Raw genomic sequence first — 16102 nt, 5'->3', positions numbered from 1 at the left:
CACCTGTCACCGCTTCAACACCCAGCGGTCCATGTTCCAGCCAGTGCCCGCCTGGGTGGGCCCGGCTATGCCGTTGCGCAGACCGTCGCCGAACGCGATGGTGCGGGGCGTGACGAACAACGGAATGCTCGGCATCTCCGCCCACAGCAGGTTCTCGGCCTCGGTGCGCAGATTCAGCGTTGCGGTCGAGTTGTCGTCGCCCGCAAGCTGATCGGTGATCGAATCGTAGCGGCCGTTACCGAAGCGACCGAAATTGAGCCCGCTACCGGTGCGCAACGCACTGGTAGCCGCCACTCCGGTCCCGGATCCGGCCGGACCCGGGGCCGATGCGGTGCCGCCGAGGACGGCATCGACTTTGCCCTCGGTGAGCTGGGACGCAGTGAAATCGGCGGATCCGGCATCCACCACATTGATACCGGCCGGTTTGCACGCGTCCGCGATCATCTGCACGGTCTGCGTGCGCCGGTCGTCCGGCTTCACATATCCGATCCGAATTGTCGGCTTGGCCGCACCGGCGGCCGCGGCCGCCGTCGCATCACCGCCACGGTACTTGTCGGCCGCGCCGATGACGTTCGGGTAATACAGCGAATCCTGCTGCGTGATACGAGAATTCAGCACCGCGGTGCCTAGTCCGGTCTTCGGTGCGTCCTTGGCCTTGCCGAGTTTGTCGAACAGATCTTGGCGCGGCACACAAAATGCGAAACCGCGCCGCGCGTCGGCCGAGGCGAAGACTCCCGACGTACCCAGCACCAACTGCTCGACACCGCGCCCCGGCACGGTCCGAACCGAAAACCCGCCCAGATTGATGTCTTTCACCGATCCGGCGCCTATATCGACAACCCCGACCGCATTGTCACCGACCTTCGCTTTCAGATCGGCGGTCTTCGGATACACCACGATCCGCCCGGTCTCGGGCTTATTGCCCCACCAGCGCTCGTTGGCGACCAGCACCAGACCGTCCTCGGCGGAGTAGGAATCGATCCGATACGGCCCCGATGACGGGAACCGCGAAAGATCCACCTTGTCCGTGCCGATCGTCCACCCGTTGTTCCAGAAGTCGGCGATCCGCTGCAGCGACGCCTGATCACCGGATTGCACCGCCGTCACCACATTCGGCACGTTCGCCACCCGAGCCGCCACATGCGCGGGCATCAACTCCCCCGCGGTGAACAGATCGCGCCACGGCAAGTAGTGATGGTCCGCGCGGAACACGACGGTGGCGTCCTTGGACCCGGGCTGACAGTCCACCCGCTCGATATCGGCGTATCCGGCGGTGCTCGCGGCATCGAAGAGCGGAACCTGGCCGCGGTCACCGGGTTTGGTATAGCGGCCACTGCGCGCGGCCCAGGCGAGCACCAGATCGTCACATGACGTCGGCACCCCGTCGGAGTACACCCCGTCCGCATTGAGCCGGTACTGCACCGTCTGCGCCTCGCCAGGCACCTCTTTCGCGGTGCCGACGTCGGTGTCGGCGACCTGCTGACCGTCCGGTCCGGTATAGAAGAACCCCGTCAACACCCGCGCGAATACCGCAGCCGAACCGCTGCTCGCACCGAGCGTGCTGCCGCCGTTATAGCTGGCGATCACCGAGTCGACGGCATAGCCGATGGAGGGCACCTGGTTCTGGCTGGAGCATCCGGCCATCACCGTGGCGGCCACGGTGCCCGCAGCCACCGCTCCGATCAGACGTGCCGCTAGCGACTGCTTCATATATGCAAACCCCTGCCGTCGGTGTCAGTGCCTGCGCTTGTTCCGCTTTCCGCTAGGACGGGCGCTGGGCCGCGGAGCCTGTCCGACTTCCCGAACCGGTCGCGCACCCAATTCCCGACCGGTAGCCGCGACCGCGCGCCGCTCCGCCTCGGCTCCCGCGCGCGCCGAGGCCAGCCCGGCCCGCTTGTTGTGCACCTTCTTGGTGTGCGCCGCGACCGGCCCCCACCGCTCCTTGATCGACACCAGCAGCGGCACCGCGAAGAAGATCGACGAATACGCACCCACGATCATGCCGACCAGCTGTACCAGCGCGAGATCCTTCAGCGTGCCGACACCGAGCAGCCATACCGCGATCACGAGCATGCCGACAATCGGCAGGATGCCGATGACCGTGGTGTTGATCGATCGCATCAACGTCTGGTTCGCCGCGAGATTCGCCTGTTCGGCATAGGTGCGCCGGGTCGTATTGACCACACCGCGGGTGTTCTCCTCGACCTTGTCGAAGACGACGACATTGTCGTAGAGCACATAACCGAGGATGGTCAACAGACCGATCACCGCCGCGGGTGTCACCTCGAAGCCGACCAGGGAGTAGATGCCCGCCGTGACAATCATGTTGAAGAACAGCGAGGCGATCGCCGCGATCGACATATCCCGTTCGAAGCGGATCGCGATATAGACCATGGTGAGCGCGATGAACACGACCAGCGCGATCAACGCCTTCTTGGTGATCTGGCTACCCCAGGTCTCGCTGATCTCGGCGATGCTGATCGCATTGCGGGAAACGTTGCCGTCCTTGTCCTTCGGCTGGAAGGCGTTGAACAGCGCGGTCTGCAGCGCGTCGGTCTGAGTGGCGCTCAGTGTGTCCGAGCGCACCTGGATGGTCTCCGCAGCGCCGGATCCGACCTTCTGCACCGTCACCGGCGCGTGGCCGATGGCCTGGTTGTAGATGTCCTCGACCTTCTGCGTGGTGGCCGTGCCCGCCGCGGGCAACTGGATGCGCGATCCGCCCGCGAAGTCGATGCCGAGGGTGAATCCGCGAAGTCCGATACTCAGCAACGAGATCAGCACGAAGGCCGCGGTCAGCCCGTAGTAGAAACGCCGCCGACTGACGATCTTGAATCCGCCGGTACCGGTGTAGAGACGCTCGAAAACGCTGTGCTTGGGCGTCTCGAAATCGTTCACCTCATCGGCGAACGGCTCCAGGGTCGAGTCGGGCCCACCCGTCGCCGGCCCGCCACCCCGCATGGAATCGCTACGCGATGCTGTCCTCATCGTGCCGTCTCCTTAACCAGCGCCTCGCCGGCCCTGCGCTCCCTGGCCACTTCCTGAATCGCACCGAGCCCGTTGACCGACGGCTTCGCCCAGAACGATGAGCGGGAGGCCAGCATCATCAGCGGCGCGGTCACCAGGTACAGCACGATCACGTCGAGGACGGTGGTGATACCGAGGGTGAACGCGAAGCCCTTCACCTGACCGGCGGCCAGGATGTAGAGCACCACCGAGGCGATGAGGCTGACGGTCTTACCGGAGAGGTTGGTGCGCTGGGCCCGCTGCCAACCGCGCGGCACAGCCGAACGGAAGCTGCGCCCCTCGCGCATTTCATCCTTGATGCGTTCGAAGAACACCACGAAGGAATCCGCGGTCAGACCGATACCGATGATCAGACCGGCAATACCCGCCAGGTCCAGCGTGAATCCGATCCACCTGCCGAGCAGCACGATGATGCCGTAGACCGCGACACCCGAGGCGATCAGCGAGAATCCGGCCAGGAAACCGAGCATCCGGTAGTAGAGCAGGCAGTACAGCAGCACCACCGCGAGGCCGATCGCACCCGCGAGCAGACCCGCGCGCAGCGAGGACAGACCCAGCGTCGCCGAAACCGTCTCGGCCTCGGAGGTCTGGAACGACAGCGGTAGCGAACCGTACTTCAGGGTGTTCGCGAGTTCCTTGGCGCTGGCGGCGGTGAAGCTGCCGGAGATGGTGGTGCGTCCGCCCTGCTGCGGACCCGACTGCACGACCGGCGCGCTGACCACCTTCGAGTCGAGTACGAATGCGACCCGCTTGTTGATGTATTCACCGGTCAGCGTGGCCCAGGCATCGCTACCACCGGATTTGAATTCGAGGTTCACTTCATGGCGCGCCTGCTGCTGGTTGAGTCCGGAGGTGGCGTCCTTGATCTCCTGGCCATCGATGCGGCTCTTGTCCAGCAGGAAGATTTCCTTGCCGTCGGTGGAGCAGGTGACCAGCGGCAGATTCGGATCGTCGTTACCGGCGAGCGGATCGGACTTATTGCAGTCCATCGCGGCCATCGCGGCCTGCTGCACCGTGGAATCGGTGCTCTGCCTGGTCGCCTTGGCGTCGGCGATCTCCTTCTTCGCCTGTTCCTGCGGCGTCAGACCGCCGGGCGGTGCCGGCGGCGAGGTCGGGGCCTGTGCGGGGAACACGCGCGGCTGCGGGGTCGACTCCGCGGCGGGTGCGGACTCCGTGGTCGGCGCCGGCTCGGTGGTGGGCGCGGACTGGGTCGGCACGGTGCCATCCGGGTTGAGCTGGGTGGTGTCCGGAACCGTGCCCGGCGTCGCCGTCCCCGCGGTACCCGTCTGTGGCGTGGCCTTGCCGCCGACCGCGGGCACCGCCGACAGCACCGGCCGGATGTAGAGCTTGGCGGTCGTCGCCAGCGCCTTGGCCTGACCACCGTCGTCACCCGGAACCGTGATCACCAGGTTGTCGCCGTCGATGACGACCTCGGAACCCGAGACACCGAGGCCGTTGACGCGGTTCTCGATGATCGTCTGCGCCCTGCGCAGGCTGTCCTGGCTGGGCTTGCTGCCGTCGGGGGTGCGCGCGGTCAACGTGACTCGGGTACCACCCTGCAGGTCGATGCCGAGCTTGGGGGTCGGGGAATGGTCACCGGCGAAGAACACCAGCGCATAGATCACGGCCAGCAGCACGGCGTAGACGCCGAGCAACCGGAGCGGATGCGCCGATCCCTGGGAAGGTGGCACAGTTCGTCATCTCCTAGGCGGAAGTCGAGGGTGGAACAGGCGGGCGCGCACGGCTGGGCACCCGGACGGATGGCCCGCGGCGATCTGCAGCGCGCGGGCGGCTGGCCCTTTCGAGCGACCTGCAAGAAATCGCTACGGGAGCCAGTAAACCCGATCAGTCCTTGGTCAGCCGGGTCTCGGTCTGCTGCGCGGACTCCTCGACGGGACCGGCCTCGGCCTCGTCGGTCACGGTCTCATCCGTGGTCTCATCCTGGGTGCGCACATCGCGGATGGCCTGACGCAACCACGTGGTGATGACGTCCTCGGCGATCTCGAGATCGACCGTGGTGTCGTCGAGATCGACCACGGTTCCGTACAGACCCGACGTGGTGGTGACCTGATCGCCGACCTTCAGGCTTTCCTGCATGGTCGTGACCTTCTCGGCCTCGCGCTTCTGGCGGCGCACACCGAGGAACATGGGCACGAGCAGGGCTACCAGTAGGAGCGGAAACAGAAGTTCCATCGTCGAAGTCAGTCCCTAGTCTGTGGGTGGGAATGGGCTATTACCCCAACAGTCTGCCAGCTCATGTCGTCACCACCACACCGGCACACCCTTGACGTCCCGGAATCCGGATCTCGAGGCATCCGAGACAGCATGAGCCCCGCGACCGAGCGACGGTCGCGGGGCTGCGCAACGGCCGTCCTAGGCGATCTTGCCGTAGGTGTAGTCGTCGAGCGGGAAGCTCACCGCCTCGCGGTGGGCATTGACGGTGCTGGTCGGGCGCAGTAGTGCGGCCTCGCCGTGCTGGTTGAAGTAGTAGCTGCGCGCGCTCGCGCAGTCGCCGCCGTAGAACACCGAGGAACCCAACTTCTCGGTGACGCGGTCCAGGAACCGAGTGTTGGCCTGCTCGGTCACCTCGAAGGTGGTCGCGCCGCGCCGGAACATCTCACCGAGCAGTCGGCCCATGTGCTTCATCTGGGCCTCGATGGTGGTGAAGTAGGACAGACCGCTGTAGGAGTACGGGCTGTTGAGGCTGAGGAAGTTCGGGAACTTCGGCACGGTGATGCCCTCGTAGGCCTGGAACCGGTTGTCGCGCCAGAACTTTCCGAGATTCACGCCGTCGCGGCCGATGATCTCGATGGCCGGGAAGTTCACATCCCAGAGGTTGAATCCGGTGGCCAGGATCAACGTATCGATCTCGGTCTTGTGCCCGTCGGCGGTGACGATGCCGTCGGCCTCGATGTGATCGATCGAATTGGTCTCCAGCCGGACATTGGGCTGGTTGAACGTCTTGAAGTACTGATTGGAGAAGGTGGGGCGCTTGCAGCCGAAGTCGTAGTGCGGGGTGAGTTGCTTGCGAATCTTCTTATCGCGCACCTGCGCACGCAGATGCGCCTTGGCGAGTAGGCCCGCGGCCGAATTCAGCGGCTTGGCCTGCTTGAAGTGCAGCACCCCGACCACCATGAGCGCCTCGAGCAGACTGGTGTTGACCAGCCGCGCGGCCTTCTGAGTGGCGGGCACCCGCGCGAACAGCCGCTGCACCGGATCGGGAATCACGGTGTCGATCTTCGGCACCACCCAGATCGGGGTGCGCTGGAAGACGGTGAGTTTCTCGGTCTTCTTCGCGGCCTCGGGTATCAGCTGCACGGCGGTGGCGCCGGTGCCGATGATGGCGGCCTTGCGGCCGGTCAGGTCGAAATCGTCCTGCCACGCGGTGGTGTGGATGATCTTGCCCGCGAACGAATCGATGCCGGGAAACGGCGGTGTGTAGGGCTGGGAGAGGAAGCCGGTCGCGGTGAGGAGGTAACGGCCGGTGAGGGTTTCACCACCGGCGATGGAGACGACCCAGTGCTGGCGCTCCTCGTCCCAGCGGGCGCCGTCCACCACCGTTGCGAAACGCATACGGCGACGCAGGCCGTACTTGTCGGCGACGTGGGCGGCGTACTTCTTGAGCTCCTTGCCCGGCGCGAACAGACGCGTCCAATAGGGGTTGGGCTCGAAGGAATACGAGTAGGTCACCGAGGCGATATCGACCGCGAGACCCGGGTAGTGATTGACATGCCAGGTGCCGCCGAGGTCGTCCTCGCGCTCCAGAATGACGAAATTGCTCAGACCCAGCCGGTCGAGCTCGATACCCGCTCCCATGCCGCCGAATCCCGCACCGACCACGACCGCGTCGTATTGAGGCGCCACGTCGAACCTCCTACTTAAACATTCCATCGAGAATGTAGGAACCATCTCTCACAGAATGACATCTCATTCCGTTTGTGAACACCGTATCATCGGACAGGTGACGAAGCCATCCACCCGTGCGCCCCGCCCAGCGGCCGGAAATGCGATCCAGCGACGCAAGGCCGAACTGCGGCAGGAGATCATCGATACCGCCTTCGTCTGCTTCGCCGAGAAGGGCTATCACGCCACCGGAATCGCCGATATCGCCGGCGAATTGGGCATCGGCCATGGCACCTTCTACCGGTACTTCAGCAATAAGCGCGAGATCATCGACGTGGTCATCGACGATCTGGCCACCCGGATCATCGAGGCGCTCGGCACCGATAACGCGCCCGACGCCGCCACCTCCCTCGACGAATATCGCGCCCAGATAGATCGCATCGGCACCGCGCTCACCCGGATCCTGGTGGACGACCGACGGGTCGCCCAACTGCTGCTGTTCCATGCCACCGGTATCGATGACGAACTCACCGCCAGGCTCTACGGCCTGCTCGATATGGCCGATGCGCTCACCGCGGGCTATCTGTCGCACGGCGTCGAACTCGGTTATCTGCGTGCGGATCTCGATACCAAGTACACCGCCAAGGCGGTGACCGGCATGCTGCTCGCGGGCATCGTGCACGGGCTGCGCAATCCGGACGAGGCCGCGGTCCAGGCATTGAACGAGGCGATTCGACGGCTGCTGATCGACGGCGTGCGCAAAGACTGAAGTCCGGCAAATCTCCTGCGGCTACGTGAGCCGATTCCGGCTAGGGTGGGACCCGGATCGACCGGCCAACGGGGGCAACACGTGTTCGGCAGAGACCGCCTAGTTCGAAAAAACCGCATTCGACGCGAGCAGGGCAGCGACCCTGGAACAATGTCGCGGGTGACCCCCGACGACGTGAGCCGAATGCACTTCGCCATGCCACCTATGGGGCACCGCGGCTACCACGCCGATGAGGTGGACGCGTTCCTGGAACTGGTGTCGGCGACACTGGCCGGTCGGGGTGTGCTGACCGCCGACGATATCCGGCACGTCGCCTTCGATGCTCCGCGCTTCGGCGGACGCGGCTATCAGGCCGATCAGGTCGACGAATTCCTCGATCGGGTCCGCGTGGAACTGGAGTTCCGCCAGCGCGGCTCCCGCCCGGTCCCCGCCGGTGGCAACGGTTCCGGCACCGCCGCGCTGCTCACCCCCGACGATGTGCACCGCATGCAGTTCACCCAGGCCGCTGTCGGCCGCCGCGGCTACGACACCGAAGAAGTGGATGCGTTCCTGGATCTGGTCGCCGCCACCCTCGCGCACGGCAGTCCCGGCAGTTTGACCGTCGCCGACGTCCGCGCTGTCCGCTTCACCGAGGCCCGCCTGGGCACCCGCGGCTACACCCGCGACGAAGTCGACGCCTTCCTGGATCTCGTCGTCACCGCCCTCGAAGCCAATCACCGCTGAACCGCGCTCGCGTCACAACGCAGATCAAGATCAGGTGGAATTCATGGCGGCATCGCCAAGCGACTAGCCGCCGCCACCAGTTCCACCTGATCTTGATCCGGGATTGATCCAGCTCAGTCGAAGAGGTCGAGGGTGGGGTGAGGTTCGCGGCCGCGGACTTCAATGGAACCGAAGACGAGATCGGGCGGCGGCACGAGGCCCAGGTGTTCCCAGGCGGCGGCGGTCGCGACGCGGCCGCGCGGTGTGCGCGCCACCATGCCCGCCCGGACGAGGAACGGCTCGCACACCTCTTCGACGGTCGCGGCCTCCTCCCCCACAGCGACCGCGAGGGTCGAAACACCAACGGGCCCACCACCGAAGCTGCGGACCAGCGCGCCGAGGACGGCGCGGTCGAGTCGGTCGAGGCCGAGGACATCCACGTCGTAGACCTCGAGTGCAGCCTGGGCGATGGGACGGGTGATCACGCCGTCGGCGCGAACCTCGGCATAGTCGCGGACGCGGCGCAGCAGGCGGTTGGCGATGCGGGGAGTGCCGCGGGAGCGACCCGCGATCTCGGCGGCGGCATCGCGATCGATGGTGACACCGAGAATATGGGCCGAGCGCTGCAGAATGCGCAGGAGTTCTTCGGGATCGTAGAAGTCCATGTGGCCGGTGAAGCCGAAGCGGTCGCGCAGCGGTCCGGTGAGCGCACCGGAGCGGGTGGTCGCGCCGACCAGGGTGAAAGGTGCGATATCGAGCGGAATCGAGGTTGCCCCAGGGCCTTTCCCGACGACCACGTCGACGCGGAAATCCTCCATGGCGAGGTAGAGCATCTCCTCGGCGGGCCGGGCGATCCGGTGGATCTCATCGATGAACAGCACATCGCCCTCGACCAGATTGCTCAGCATCGCAGCGAGATCACCCGCGCGTTCCAGCGCCGGACCGGATGTAATACGCAGTGCCGTACCGAGTTCGGCAGCAATGATCATCGCCATACTGGTCTTGCCGAGCCCGGGCGGGCCGGACAGCAGCACATGGTCCGGGGTGCCGCCACGCTGTTTGGCGCCGCGCAGCACCAGCGCGAGCTGTTCACGCACGCGCGGCTGGCCGATGAAATCGTCCAGGGACTTCGGGCGCAGATTGGCCTCGATCTCCCCGTCGGACTTCAGATAGCTCGCGCTGACCTGGGATTCGGTGTCCTGCTCGGGATCCTGATCCATCACGTCTTACCGATTCTTCCCCAGCGAGCCGAGCGCCGCCCGCAGCGCCTTCGACGTATCGGCGGCGGGATTCTCGGCGAGCACCGCATCGACCGCGGGCTCGGCCTGTTTGACCGGGAATCCGAGTCCGACCAGCGCCTCGACGACCTGCTCGCGCACCGGCGTGAGCACCGGCGTCGGTGTGCTGCCGGGCGGACCGGCCTGCACCGGAACGAGATTCACCTTGTCACGCAACTCGACAACCATGCGCTCGGCGCCACGCTTACCGATGCCGGGAACCCTGGTCAGCGCCGCGACATTGCTCTCCGCCAGCGCCTTGCGCAACGCCTCGGGCTCGAGCACCGCGAGCACCGCCATGGCCAGCCGGGGGCCGACTCCGGAGACGGTCTGCAAAAGGCCGAACAGATCACGGGATTCGGTATCGGCGAATCCGAACAGCGTCATCGAATCCTCACGCACGATCATCGCCGTGAACAGCCGGGATTCCTCGCCGCGGGTCAGCGTGGACAGCGTCGCGGGGGTGACATTGAGCCGGTAGCCAACGCCCGCCGCCTCGATCACCACATGATCGAGCGCGATCTCGAGCACCTCACCGCGTACCGACGCGATCACCCGCGCACCACCTTCCGTTGTTCGGCAAGCCGCTGTGCATACCGCCGCTGGGCTTCGGCGGCACGCGCCTCGGCCTCGGCCATCCGCGCCATCAGCGGCGCCCGCCAACAATGACAGATCGCCAGGGCCAGCGCATCGGCCGCATCCGCCGGTTTCGGCGCGACCTGGAGGCCGAGAATACGCGTCACCATCGCGGTCACCTGAGCCTTGTCCGCGGTGCCGTTGCCGGTGACCGCGGCCTTCACCTCGCTGGGGGTGTGGAAGGCCACCGATATCCCCCGGCGCGCGGCCGCCAGCGCGATCACTCCGCCCGCCTGCGCGGTTCCCATCGCGGTGCGCACATTGTGCTGCGCGAATACCCGCTCGATCGCGACCGCGTCGGGTTTATGGGTATCCATCCAGTGTTCGGCGACGTCGGCGACACCCATCAGCCGGTGTGCCAGGTCCATATCCGCTGGTGTGCGCACCACGTCGACGTCGAGCGCCGTCACCTTCCGCCCCAGCCCGCCCTCGACGATGCTGAGGCCGCACCGGGTGAGTCCCGGGTCGACGCCCATCACCCGCACACGATCCCCTCTCGAAGGCACGAACAACTGTTCGAGAGTCTAGTGGACGGGCACCTACCATTCACCAACGACACGGTGGCCGTCCGGGATTCGGCTAGTTGAACGAGTGGTAGCAGCTCACATACGCGTAGGTGCCGGAGTCCGAATCCTCGACGACTACCTTGCCGTCCTGCAGGATTCGGCAGGTCACCGTGCCGCCGTTGGATCCGCTGACAGTCGCCGACACCCGGCCCGTGCGGACATATCCGGTGACGGTCACGCCCTTCGTCCACGGCAGCGGCGAATCATCCGCCTGGTTGGTGTCGAAATCGCCAGTGTTGTAGGAGATATCGGCGGTGCCGGAGCCGATGACCTCATAGGTGATCGAAGTTTCCTTCTTGGACTCCTTGTCGATCCGATAGATGACGGATCCGAATACCGCGACGCAGCCGCCGACGGTGAGCACGATCGCCAGGAAGACGCCGCCGAGGACCCATGGCCACACCGGCTTGCCCTTGGGCGGCTGCGGCGGATATCCCGGGTAGCCCGGATACCCCTGCCCCGGATAACCCGGGTACTGCGGCGGTGGTTGATAAGTCATGTGCCCCCTCCTGAATCCCTGCACGACCGGCTACTGGACTTTACCGGACACGACTGTTCGGAGACCGGTTCACCTGTGCGGTTATCGACCTGCCATCGACCAGCGTTTCCGGGGCGCCCAGGTTCATCGGAGCGAATTCACAGGCTTTCTCGAGGAACGGTCTCGACAATGCCCTAGGTGCCCGTAGTCCGTGCCCCGCTCGCCGCACCCGCGACCCCTGTGACACCGCCACCACCACCGCGGTTGCCTTCGTCGAATCTGAATCCGAACTATCAGAACGGTTTTCACCACGGCATCTCGCTGCTGCACGGCTGGCTGCCGGTGACCGTCGAATTGGTCGCGGTGGCCGCATTGATCCTGGCGGTCGGCTGGCGGACCCGGCGCTGGCGGCTGGTGCTGCTGCCGGTCTGCGTTGCACTCGGTGCGGGGGGCGCGGTGGCCGCGTGGGCATATGTGAATGATCAGGGGCTGGCCTCGGATCCGGCGCCGGTCGAGTTGTGGGCCTGTGTCGGCGTCGCGGTGGCGGCCATCGCGGTCGCCGCGCTCGGCTGGCGCAGTGCCAGGTGGTGGCGGCGCGGCGTCTCGGTGCTCGCCATTCCGTTGGCACTGTTGAGCACCGGCATCGTGCTCAATCAGTGGGTGGGCTACTACACCACCGTGCAGTCGGCGTGGAATGCGCTCACCGCGGGTCCGCTGCCGAACCAGACCGATATCGATGCGCTGCCCGGACTGCGCAATACCAATGTCAGCACCGGCAAGATCGTGCCGGTGCAAATTCCGGACGCGGCCAGCGGTTTTCCGCATCGAACCGAATATGTGTACCTGCCGCCGGCCTGGTTCGCCGGTCCGACGCCACCGACACTTCCGGTCGTGATGATGATCGGCGGCGAATTCAATACGCCCGCCGACTGGATCCGCAGCGGCCAGATCATGCCCGAGGTGGACAAGTTCACCGCCGCCAACGGCGGTCGCGCGCCGATTCTCGTCTTCGTCGATTCCAGCGGCAGTTTCAACAATGACACCGAATGCGTGAACGGTCCGCGCGGTGATGCCGCAGATCATCTGACCCGAGATGTGCCCAGTTATATCGAATCTCGGTTCGGCGCCTCCGCGGATCCGGCGAACTGGGCGGTGGTCGGCTGGTCCATGGGTGGCACCTGCGCGGTCGATCTGGCGGTCATGCATCCCGAATTGGTGCGCACCTTCGTTGATATCGCAGGCGACCTCGGTCCGGCCTCGGGCAATAAGGAACAAACGATCCGAAGGCTTTTCGGCGGCGACGCCGACCGCTGGGCCGCGTTCGATCCGCTCACCGTCATGGCCGAACACGGCCCCTACACCGCCACGGCAGGTCTGTTCGACGATCTCACCCCGCCCAAGTCCGGTCCGGGATCCCATGGCGCACATCAGCAGTCCGCAGTCGCAGAAGATGACAACGTCGGCATGGGCGGCCACGACGGAGTTTTCGACACCGGTGAGGTCGGCGCCGCCGAAAAGCTGTGCGACGCAGGGCATGCAGTCGGCATCGATTGCACCATCCACACCACCCAGGGCGGCCACACCTGGCAATTCGCCTCGGCCGCGTTCATCTCGTCGTTCCCCTGGATCGTCGCCCGCGTCGGTCTTCCGGTACCCGACGCGACCTGAAACCTGTTGCGGGGTTGATGAATCGAGTCGCCGCTCAGCCCAGCGCTTCGGCCGGCACGACCGACTCGGCGCGGAAGGTTCGGCGATAAGCCAACGGGGATATGCCGATGGAATCGTGCAGGTGTTGGCGCAGTGAGCTGCCGGTGGCGAAGCCGACTTCGCCCGCGATGCGGTCCACGGTCAAATCGGTCGATTCGAGGAGGTGGCGGGCCCGGAAGACGCGCTGTTGGATGAGCCAGCGCCCGGGGCTCATGCCGACCTCGTCACGGAAGCGGCGGGCGAAGGTGCGCTTGCTCATTCGGGCCTGGACGGCGAGATCGTCCATGGTCAAAGGCAATCGGAGGTTCTCGAGTGCCCAGTGCCGGGCGGCCGCGGTGCCCGCCGAGGTCGATGGCGGCACCGGCTGTTCGATGTATTGCGCCTGGCCGCCATCGCGCCACGGCGGCACGACGCAGCGGCGCGCCACCGTATTCGCGACCGCACTGCCGTGGTCGCGGCGCACCACGTGCAGGCAAAGGTCGATGCCTGCCGCCGCGCCTGCCGAAGTGAGCACGTCATCGTCGTCGACGTAGAGCACATCGGTATTCAGCCGCACCCGCGGAAAGGTGCGCCGGAACAGTTCGGCCACATTCCAGTGCGTCGTCGCGGGACGACCGTCGAGCAATCCGGCGGCGGCGGTCACGAATGCCCCGGTACAGATCGACACGATGCGGGTGCCGGGACGGATGTGCGTGAACGCCGCGGCCACCGCGGGCGGCAGCGTGCCATCGAGCGTCATATCGATATCGCAGGCCGGTATCACCACGGTATCGGCGGTCGCCAGCGCCCGGCTGTCATGCTGGACGGCAATGGCGAAATCGGACCGGCTCGGCACCGGTGCGCCATCGATCGAGCAGGTGCTCACGTCGTACAGCTGCGCGACAGTACTGAAGACCCGGCTCGCAATCCCGAGCTCGAACGGATAAACCCCGTCCAATGCGAGCACGACCACCCGGTGTCGCGCCGCCTGCACATTCGAGGTAGCGACCATGGCACGATCATATCGAATATTGGCAATCATGCCATTTTCTGTGGCCGGCGCCGACGGCAGGCTGAACGACATGAACGACACCACCATGTGGGCGATCAGCCAAGACGTGATCGGCGGCCCCGAGGTCCTGACCGAAGTCGAACTGCCCATCCCGACGCCCGGGCCCGGCGAGATCCTCGTCCGGGTGCGGGCAGCCGGTCTCAACCCGACCGATTGGCGGCATCGCGGCGTCTCGGGACTCTTCCTCGGCGAACCACCCTTCGTGTTGGGTTGGGATGTATCGGGTGAAGTGGCGGCCACGGGTATCGGTGTCACCCTGTTCGAGCCGGGCGACGAGGTCTTCGGCATGCTCCCCTATCCGTACGGACACGGCGCCTTCGCCGAATACGTCGTCGGCCCCGCTCGCGCCTTCGCCCCGAAGCCGGTGAACCTGGACCACATTCAGGCCGCAGCCATACCGTTGGCCGCCCTAACCGCCTGGCAGGCCATCGTAGATACCGCGAACCTGCAAGCTGGACAACGCATCCTGATCCATGCCGCGGCGGGCGGCGTCGGACACTTCGCCGTTCAGATCGCCAAGGCGCGCGGCGCACACGTCATCGGAACTGCGAGCGCGGCCAACCACGAATTCCTCCGCGAAATCGGCGCGGACGAGACAATCGATTACCGCACAACCGATTTCACCGAGACGGTGCACGGTGTCGACGTCGTGCTGGATTCGATCGATGACCAGAACAGCCTGCGCTCCCTGCACACGCTCCGTCCCGGCGGTCTGCTGGTCTCGCTGCGCGCCTTCGGCGCAATCGAATTAGCTACCGAGGCAAAGCAATTGGGAGTCCGGGCAGTACGCATGCTGGTGCAGGACGATCACGCCGGAATGATCGCGCTCGCAAAACTCGCCGAATCCGGGGCATTGCGTCCGGCCGTCGCCGGGGTCTACCCGTTCGAAGAGGTGGCGAAAGCGCACGCACTCGGCGAAACCAGCCGCACTGTAGGCAAATTGGTCCTCACGGCGCCGTGAACGCGGATCAGCGCTTCTTACCGTGGTCGATCAGAATTTCGGCGCCCCACCACGTCAGGCGTCCGGCAATCGCCACGTATAGGAAGATCGCGAAGTACACCAGACTGGCGCCATAGTCGGCAGCCCAGCCGGGCATCCGGTTCACCGTGGCGAATGCGGGGATGAGCAGGATCAGTCCAGTCGCGACCGCGAGCGGGGCGAGGGTGATATTCAGGTCGGTTGAATCGCCGGGATGCTCGTCGGCAAGGGATCGACGCATGATGGCTGGTCTCTTTCCGGGCGGGACAAGTTCTCGGTGCGCAGAGCCTGATCGGGTGGCCGCGGCATTGTGTCGCAGCACTCGATTCTGTTATCAGCAATCTGACCGCAACCGTTACACCACCGCGATCGGCCCCTATGATCAGATTGCCGCACATCCAGGAAATGCCATCAGCTAATCAATAGCAATCATTGGCCGGTCAGCGAGGCGATATCAGCTACCGCCCCGGGCCGGGGCCTCGGAATCCACCCGAGACAATGCGGGCATTCGGCCACGTTCGTGGCGTGCATCACATTCGAGACATACCATCCGAAGGATGAGCAATGTTTCGAAGGCTGTCCTAGAAGGTGGGCCGAAAGACTTGCCCGCTCGCATCGTTGCGATCACGCCGCCCGGCGTCGAGCTCAAAGTCGAATACCGTGGCGGATACGAGCACTTCAAGGTCACCAATCGGGAGGCCGATACGCCCGAGGGGCGGCTGCGGGTCTACGAGTGGTCCGATCGGACACGAATCGCGGAATAACCGCCGCGCTCCGGATGCGAAAGGCACTCGGGGCGGTCCGCATCTCTGCGAACCGCCCCGCGGCGCCGATCATTGATGTCCCGCCGTCAGTCCTGTTCCAACTGGGCATCAACCTCGTCGGAGATGTCTACCATCGGATGCAGTGACGTTCTGTACGTCAAAGTGACCGATGCACCGACAAACGTCAGTCCTGCTCCAACTGGGCGCCGACCTCGTCGGAGATGTCTACCATCGGATGCAGTGACGTTCTGTACGTCAAAGTGACCGATGCACCGACAAACGTCAGTCCTGCTCCAACTGGGCGCC

16 protein-coding genes are annotated in these 16102 nt (G+C 65.4%); 5 read left to right on the top strand and 11 right to left on the bottom strand.

What is annotated here, in order from left to right; translation table 11 throughout:
* Positions 1 to 6: 6 nt before the first annotated feature.
* The 5 genes from ACIBI6_RS01930 to ACIBI6_RS01910 form a co-directional block, all read right to left on the bottom strand.
* A complete protein-coding gene (locus ACIBI6_RS01930) occupies positions 7 to 1710 on the bottom strand; it encodes an ABC transporter substrate-binding protein (RefSeq protein WP_364340048.1) in 1704 nt (567 codons plus the stop codon).
* Between the two features lie 24 nt (positions 1711 to 1734).
* Positions 1735 to 2985, bottom strand: a complete 1251-nt coding sequence (gene secF / locus ACIBI6_RS01925) for a protein translocase subunit SecF (protein ID WP_396955025.1) — start codon at positions 2983 to 2985, stop codon at positions 1735 to 1737.
* Positions 2982 to 4715, bottom strand: coding sequence for a protein translocase subunit SecD (gene secD, locus ACIBI6_RS01920; RefSeq protein ID WP_364340044.1), 1734 nt, complete (start codon positions 4713 to 4715; stop codon positions 2982 to 2984). The genes secF and secD overlap by 4 nt, the downstream gene beginning before the upstream one ends.
* A 154-nt stretch (positions 4716 to 4869) precedes the next feature.
* Positions 4870 to 5217 (bottom strand): preprotein translocase subunit YajC, encoded by a 348-nt coding sequence (gene yajC, locus ACIBI6_RS01915; RefSeq protein WP_396955024.1) that lies wholly within the window; start codon positions 5215 to 5217, stop codon positions 4870 to 4872.
* Between the two features lie 180 nt (positions 5218 to 5397).
* Positions 5398 to 6888 carry a flavin-containing monooxygenase gene (locus ACIBI6_RS01910; protein WP_396955023.1) on the bottom strand — a complete coding sequence of 497 codons (1491 nt, stop codon included), beginning with the start codon at positions 6886 to 6888 and terminating at the stop codon, positions 5398 to 5400.
* A 97-nt stretch (positions 6889 to 6985) separates the two neighbouring features.
* On the opposite strand from ACIBI6_RS01910, the gene ACIBI6_RS01905 reads away from it, so the two are divergent.
* Both ACIBI6_RS01905 and ACIBI6_RS01900 read left to right on the top strand, forming a co-directional pair.
* Positions 6986 to 7636 carry a TetR/AcrR family transcriptional regulator gene (locus ACIBI6_RS01905; protein ID WP_364340038.1) on the top strand — a complete coding sequence of 217 codons (651 nt, stop codon included), beginning with the start codon at positions 6986 to 6988 and terminating at the stop codon, positions 7634 to 7636.
* A 150-nt stretch (positions 7637 to 7786) separates the two neighbouring features.
* A complete protein-coding gene (locus ACIBI6_RS01900; RefSeq protein WP_396955022.1) occupies positions 7787 to 8359 on the top strand; it encodes a DivIVA domain-containing protein in 573 nt (190 codons plus the stop codon).
* 113 nt (positions 8360 to 8472) lie between these two features.
* Here the strand turns inward: ACIBI6_RS01900 and ruvB are convergent, their stop codons facing one another.
* From ruvB to ACIBI6_RS01880, 4 genes are all read right to left on the bottom strand, one after another.
* Positions 8473 to 9558 (bottom strand): Holliday junction branch migration DNA helicase RuvB, encoded by a 1086-nt coding sequence (ruvB, locus tag ACIBI6_RS01895; protein ID WP_364340032.1) that lies wholly within the window; start codon positions 9556 to 9558, stop codon positions 8473 to 8475.
* A gap of 6 nt (positions 9559 to 9564) precedes the next feature.
* Positions 9565 to 10170: a Holliday junction branch migration protein RuvA gene (gene ruvA, locus ACIBI6_RS01890; protein ID WP_040692392.1), complete on the bottom strand. Its 606-nt coding sequence runs from the start codon at positions 10168 to 10170 to the stop codon at positions 9565 to 9567.
* Complete coding sequence (gene ruvC / locus ACIBI6_RS01885) at positions 10167 to 10736, bottom strand: crossover junction endodeoxyribonuclease RuvC (RefSeq protein ID WP_364340027.1); 570 nt, start codon at positions 10734 to 10736, stop codon at positions 10167 to 10169. The genes ruvA and ruvC overlap by 4 nt, the downstream gene beginning before the upstream one ends.
* Before the next feature lie 94 nt (positions 10737 to 10830).
* Positions 10831 to 11316 (bottom strand): MmpS family transport accessory protein, encoded by a 486-nt coding sequence (locus tag ACIBI6_RS01880; RefSeq protein WP_364340025.1) that lies wholly within the window; start codon positions 11314 to 11316, stop codon positions 10831 to 10833.
* Positions 11317 to 11493: 177 nt separating this feature from the next.
* On the opposite strand from ACIBI6_RS01880, the gene ACIBI6_RS01875 reads away from it, so the two are divergent.
* Complete coding sequence (locus tag ACIBI6_RS01875) at positions 11494 to 12963, top strand: alpha/beta hydrolase (RefSeq protein WP_396955021.1); 1470 nt, start codon at positions 11494 to 11496, stop codon at positions 12961 to 12963.
* A 34-nt stretch (positions 12964 to 12997) separates the two neighbouring features.
* Here the strand turns inward: ACIBI6_RS01875 and ACIBI6_RS01870 are convergent, their stop codons facing one another.
* Positions 12998 to 13993 (bottom strand): GlxA family transcriptional regulator, encoded by a 996-nt coding sequence (locus ACIBI6_RS01870; RefSeq protein ID WP_396955020.1) that lies wholly within the window; start codon positions 13991 to 13993, stop codon positions 12998 to 13000.
* A 28-nt stretch (positions 13994 to 14021) separates the two neighbouring features.
* Between ACIBI6_RS01870 and ACIBI6_RS01865 the strand changes: the two genes are divergently transcribed.
* Positions 14022 to 15014 carry an NADP-dependent oxidoreductase gene (locus tag ACIBI6_RS01865; protein ID WP_396955019.1) on the top strand — a complete coding sequence of 331 codons (993 nt, stop codon included), beginning with the start codon at positions 14022 to 14024 and terminating at the stop codon, positions 15012 to 15014.
* Positions 15015 to 15021: 7 nt separating this feature from the next.
* Here ACIBI6_RS01865 and ACIBI6_RS01860 read toward each other — a convergent pair whose 3' ends face one another.
* A complete protein-coding gene (locus tag ACIBI6_RS01860; protein ID WP_364340016.1) occupies positions 15022 to 15273 on the bottom strand; it encodes a hypothetical protein in 252 nt (83 codons plus the stop codon).
* Between the two features lie 316 nt (positions 15274 to 15589).
* On the opposite strand from ACIBI6_RS01860, the gene ACIBI6_RS01855 reads away from it, so the two are divergent.
* Positions 15590 to 15796, top strand: coding sequence for a DUF5988 family protein (locus ACIBI6_RS01855; protein WP_364340014.1), 207 nt, complete (start codon positions 15590 to 15592; stop codon positions 15794 to 15796).
* The last annotated feature ends 306 nt before the right edge of the window (positions 15797 to 16102 follow it).

It is taken from the genome of Nocardia sp. NPDC050412 (assembly GCF_044458825.1).
Classification (GTDB): domain Bacteria; phylum Actinomycetota; class Actinomycetes; order Mycobacteriales; family Mycobacteriaceae; genus Nocardia.
This window is presented reverse-complemented; position numbering and strand designations above follow the sequence as displayed.

Coding starts and splice junctions, on each gene's coding strand:
- yajC (WP_396955024.1), bottom strand. CDS start 5,217: ATGGAACTTCTGTTTCCGCTCCTACTGGTAGCCCTGCTCGTGCCCATG.
- ACIBI6_RS01930 (WP_364340048.1), bottom strand. CDS start 1,710: ATGAAGCAGTCGCTAGCGGCACGTCTGATCGGAGCGGTGGCTGCGGGC.
- ACIBI6_RS01880 (WP_364340025.1), bottom strand. CDS start 11,316: ATGACTTATCAACCACCGCCGCAGTACCCGGGTTATCCGGGGCAGGGG.
- ACIBI6_RS01865 (WP_396955019.1), top strand. CDS start 14,022: ATGCCATTTTCTGTGGCCGGCGCCGACGGCAGGCTGAACGACATGAAC.
- ACIBI6_RS01860 (WP_364340016.1), bottom strand. CDS start 15,273: ATGCGTCGATCCCTTGCCGACGAGCATCCCGGCGATTCAACCGACCTG.
- ACIBI6_RS01900 (WP_396955022.1), top strand. CDS start 7,787: ATGTCGCGGGTGACCCCCGACGACGTGAGCCGAATGCACTTCGCCATG.
- ruvB (WP_364340032.1), bottom strand. CDS start 9,558: ATGGATCAGGATCCCGAGCAGGACACCGAATCCCAGGTCAGCGCGAGC.
- secF (WP_396955025.1), bottom strand. CDS start 2,985: ATGAGGACAGCATCGCGTAGCGATTCCATGCGGGGTGGCGGGCCGGCG.
- ACIBI6_RS01855 (WP_364340014.1), top strand. CDS start 15,590: ATGAGCAATGTTTCGAAGGCTGTCCTAGAAGGTGGGCCGAAAGACTTG.
- ACIBI6_RS01870 (WP_396955020.1), bottom strand. CDS start 13,993: ATGGTCGCTACCTCGAATGTGCAGGCGGCGCGACACCGGGTGGTCGTG.